Raw genomic sequence first — 4297 nt, 5'->3', positions numbered from 1 at the left:
CCGTTCGTGCGGGCGTTTGGCGAGCCGGTTGCGTACGCGTCGAGGGTGTGAGCCGCGATCAGATGCGCCAGCGCGCCGAGTTCATCGCCGGCCTGGCGGCATGCATCGGCGAGCATTCGGTGAACCGATGGATCAGGCAACGTGATCGCGCTTAAACGATCTATCGGCGCAGACGGATGCTCGGGTGTGTTCGCGGGTTCTTGGGTCGTCATGGCATGGCCGTGCGCATCGGGACGTTCCATCAATGCTGGTTTTGCAGCATAGCGGCGTCGCCCGACATTCCGGTTACAGGTAAGCATGCCGCGATTACAAAAACTTACGCAGCGGCAGGGCGCGCTTTAACGCGGCGCAATCACGGCTCCATCGCCTTGATGATGATCTGCGCATCCGTGTCCCGTTCGATTCGCTTCAACACCGGCTGCATGGCGGCGAAATCCGCGGGCGTGCATACCTGCTTGCCGAAGTTTGCCTTCAGATGGCGCTCTGCCTGAAGCAGGTTAGTCGCGGGGTCGAAGACATAACGCGATGAATAATCGAAGAACGCGTTGGTGAAATTTGCGTCGGTCGGCACGTCGGTGACGCGGAAAATTTTCGGCAAGGTGACTTGCGCGACTTCATCGAACGCGCCTCCGGTGCACATGAACGGCTGGGTCCGCACGCGCTCGGCGAGCAGGTTCTCAACTTGTGTAGCGATCCCGCCGGACAGGCTCGTCAGCGCGGGCAGGGCGGTCGTGCCGGTGGTCCACACTACATTGTCGAGCGTTCCATTGATCGTGGTGGTCAGCGGGCCGTTGCTTGCGTCCAGGTCGCTGGCAGTGAGCGTTACGACACCGCGCAGCCCGGTCGCACGAAGGCGGGCATCGGCGATCTGCTTGCGGCGCTCGGCGGTCGCGTGCAGCAGATTCGAACGCTCCGGCCCGGCGCTCCATCCGGCGTCTTCCACCTGATCGGCGAACGCAGCCGAGCCATCGGGGGCCACGTCGATCTGCAAGCGCGCCGTGCGTGACAGCGGCTGGGTAGCGGGCGTTCGCGACAGCGTGCCGTCGCCGACCAGCAGCGTTGGACGGTCCATGTCCGCGAGCGGGAGATTGCCGAACTCGATGCTCAATGCCGTCGAGTCGGCATACAGTCCCAGCCCCGGCATCCATGTAATGACGTGGTTGATCGCGCTGCCGCCGTAGCCCGGTACCGACGGCAGCGTATAGACCGAGCCAAGGCTGATCAAGGCCGGCTCATTTTCGATACCCACTGCAGACAGCAACGCGCCGTAGAGCGCGACGTAGTCCTTGCAATCGCCGTATCGGTTGGCGAGGATATTGGCGGCCCGGTGGGGAATGGCAGGACTTTGCCCCAGGAACAGCGACACATAGCGGATGTTGTGGCGCACCCAGTCATAGAGCGTGGCCGCTTTCGCTCGCGGGTCGGACTCGTTGCGTGTGAGCGACTGCGCGAGGGAACGCACGGCCGGGTCGTCCGCGCTCGGATCGACGGTGCCGTCCCGATAGCTCGCGGCAAAGCTCCGGTAGTCGGGAAACGTCGACACCATCAGCCGGTCGCCGTATTGCGCATAACCGACCGAGCCCGCTTCCACTCGATCGTAGTGAGCCCGGCTGTAGTCGAATTCGTAGCGCGTGCGGCCGCCCTGTGTGACCGGTGGCACGGCGACGTAGCCGCGTGCATCGGCATAGAGCGGTTTGTCGGCGGGCAAGTCGAAGATCAGCCGCTGCTCTTCCACCGGGCCACGCCCTGGCTCGACGAAATAGTCGAACTGCCCTGTGATGACCGGCTTCGACTGGGTCTTGTGAAACCGCAGATGCACGATCGATCCCGTGCTCACCCCTGGAAACACGACCACTTTCAGGCGCGAGTCCTCGAACGTGGGAGCGCCTGCCGAACGCGGCTCCTGGATCTCGCGGATCTGATCGGGCGCCACGATGTGTTTGATGCCGTCGGGGCCGAGGGAGTAGGCATCGCTTATGTCGATGGTTGACGTCGATTTGTCGAACCAGATGTAGCGTTGCGCGATTTCACCGACACCCGCCGGCGTATTCGCACGCAAGGTGGTTTCATCGTCCTCTGTCAGGGAACCGTCTTCCGCCACGATGAAGGTATGGACGTCGCTGACCAGCGTGGACGGCTGCGCGGTTTCGATGGTCTCCGCGCTGAATGCCGGCTGCGATGCTATCCACGCCAGCGAAGCAGCCAGCAGCACACGGTGTTTGACAGCCATCGATCTTGAGCTCATGGAAGGCGATTTTAGGCGCAGGTTCAACGGTTTATCGTATTTCACGCGGTGTCTCACGTGGTTTTGCACGCGCGCCGGTTGCCGTGACCTGCCGGTAGCTTTCGCTGCACAGGCCTGTTCTTTGCTTTTACCTGACATATATGGAGGCCGATCGGGCGCGACACCCGACCCTGGCCGTGTTCCTCGCGAGACCGCTGCGCCTATTTAATCCTATTCTTACTATGAGCACTCAACGTCAGTCATCCCTTCCCGCACCGCGCATGTCGACGGGCGTTACCGGGCTAGACAACATCCTGGGCGGCGGACTGACGCCGAACCGCGTGTACCTGATCGAAGGGTCGCCGGGGGCTGGAAAAACCACTCTCGCGCTGCAATTTTTACTGAAGGGCGCGGAACTGGGCGAGGGCGGCTTGTATATCACTCTCTCCGAGACGCGCGATGAATTACTCGCCGTAGCGGATGCCCACGGCTGGAATGTCGACGCGTTGTCCATCATAGAACTACTGTCCGACGAAGGGCTGGACCCCGAGTACGAGCAATCCATCCTGCACCCGGCAGAAGTAGAACTGGGCGAGACGGTTGAAAACGTGATGCGCCAGGTTGAAACGCTCAAGCCTGTCCGGATTGTGCTGGACAGCTTGTCGGAGCTGCGGCTGTTGTCGCAGAACCCGTTGCGTTACCGCCGCCAGATTCTCGCGCTCAAGCGTTATTTCGCGACGCGCGAATGCACGGTCTACCTGCTCGACGACAACACCTCCGACCCCAACGACCTCCAGCTTCACAGTATCGCGCATGGCGTGATCAGCCTCGATCAGCTGGTCCACGATTACGGCGGCGCGCGTCGACGTGTGCGCGTGGCAAAAATGCGCGGCATCAAGTTTCGCGAAGGCTTCCACGACTTCACGCTGGAGACGGGCGGTATCGATGTCTATCCGCGCCTGGTGGCCGCCGAACATCACGCTGAATTCGCAAACGCACCGGTATCGACAGGCTCGGAGGGCCTCGACGCCATGCTCGGCGGCGGCCTGATTCCCGGCACGAATGCGCTCCTCATCGGTCCGTCCGGCGTGGGCAAGACCACCACCGTGGTGTGTTGCCTCCTGGCGGCACTCAAGCGCGGCGAGCGTTGCATCTACTATCTCTTCGACGAAACGCTCGGCACGCTGCTGATGCGTTCGAAGTCGCTCGGCATGGATCTGTCGACTTATCTCGACAACGGTTTGCTGACGTTGCGCCAGGTCGATCCCGCCGAAATGTCGCCCGGCCAGTTCACCAGCGACGTACGCGAGGCGGTCGAGGACGAAGGCGTGACCTATGTTGCCATCGACAGCCTGAACGCGTATTTGCAGGCGATGCCCGGCGAACGCTACCTGCTGCTGCAAATGCACGAGTTGCTCGGCTACCTTAACCAGCGCGGCATTGTGACGATGCTCGTGCTCGGCCAGCATGGAATTGTGGGCGAGGTGCAGACGGACATCGACATCAGCTATCTCAGCGATGTAATGGTCCTGTTCCGATACTTCGAACATCAGGGCGAAGTGCTAACCGCGCTTGCCGCTGTCAAAAGCCGCAGCAATGCGCATGAACGCACGATTCGCCAGTTCAGGCTGACGCACGGTGGCCTTGAGCTGAGTGAAGCACTGCGCGATTTCGATGGCGTGCTCGCCGGTCTGCCGTCGTATCGCGGCGACTCAACCATGCTGGGCAGCCCCGACGCGAGGGGCCGCTAAGCCGTGGAAAACCGTGTCCTGATCCTCGCCCCACGCGGCCGCGACGCGGACGTAGTCGGCGAAGTGCTGAGCAAGGATGGCCGCAACTGCGTCCCTTGCGTGAACGCCGTGATGCTGAACGCCGAGCTGCGCAGCAATGCGGGTACGGCGCTGATCGCGGAAGAAGCACTCGCCGACAGCGACATGCCGCAGGTCTTCCAGTGGCTCGACCAGCAGCCGACGTGGTCTGATTTTCCGCTGATCCTGCTCGCCACCAAACGCACTGAACGACGCCCGCAACACGCGCTCGACCGGCTCGAGCTGCTGGGTAACGTCGTCGTGC

General features: G+C 62.2%; 3 protein-coding genes and 1 pseudogene. 2 read left to right on the top strand and 2 right to left on the bottom strand.

The features are described 5' to 3' along the window. A partial coding sequence (locus tag JWR14_RS08320; protein WP_299704346.1) for a hypothetical protein occupies positions 1-212 on the bottom strand: 212 nt, incomplete at its 3' end. A gap of 140 nt (positions 213-352) precedes the next feature. Beyond that, the gene (locus JWR14_RS08315) at positions 353-2230 is read right to left on the bottom strand and encodes a DUF3857 and transglutaminase domain-containing protein (protein ID WP_299704343.1); all 1878 of its coding nucleotides are present in this window, start codon (positions 2228-2230) and stop codon (positions 353-355) included. Between the two features lie 236 nt (positions 2231-2466). Here JWR14_RS08315 and JWR14_RS08310 point away from each other — a divergent pair, with 236 nt between their 5' ends. Together JWR14_RS08310 and JWR14_RS08305 are read left to right on the top strand one after the other, a co-directional pair. Beyond that, positions 2467-3975, top strand: coding sequence for an ATPase domain-containing protein (locus JWR14_RS08310; RefSeq protein ID WP_299704340.1), 1509 nt, complete (start codon positions 2467-2469; stop codon positions 3973-3975). 3 nt (positions 3976-3978) lie between these two features. Continuing rightward, positions 3979-4297: pseudogene (locus tag JWR14_RS08305) on the top strand (hybrid sensor histidine kinase/response regulator); the annotation flags it as partial.

Origin of the sequence: Caballeronia sp. (assembly GCF_028292365.1) — a bacterium.
GTDB lineage: Bacteria > Pseudomonadota > Gammaproteobacteria > Burkholderiales > Burkholderiaceae > Caballeronia.
This window is presented reverse-complemented; position numbering and strand designations above follow the sequence as displayed.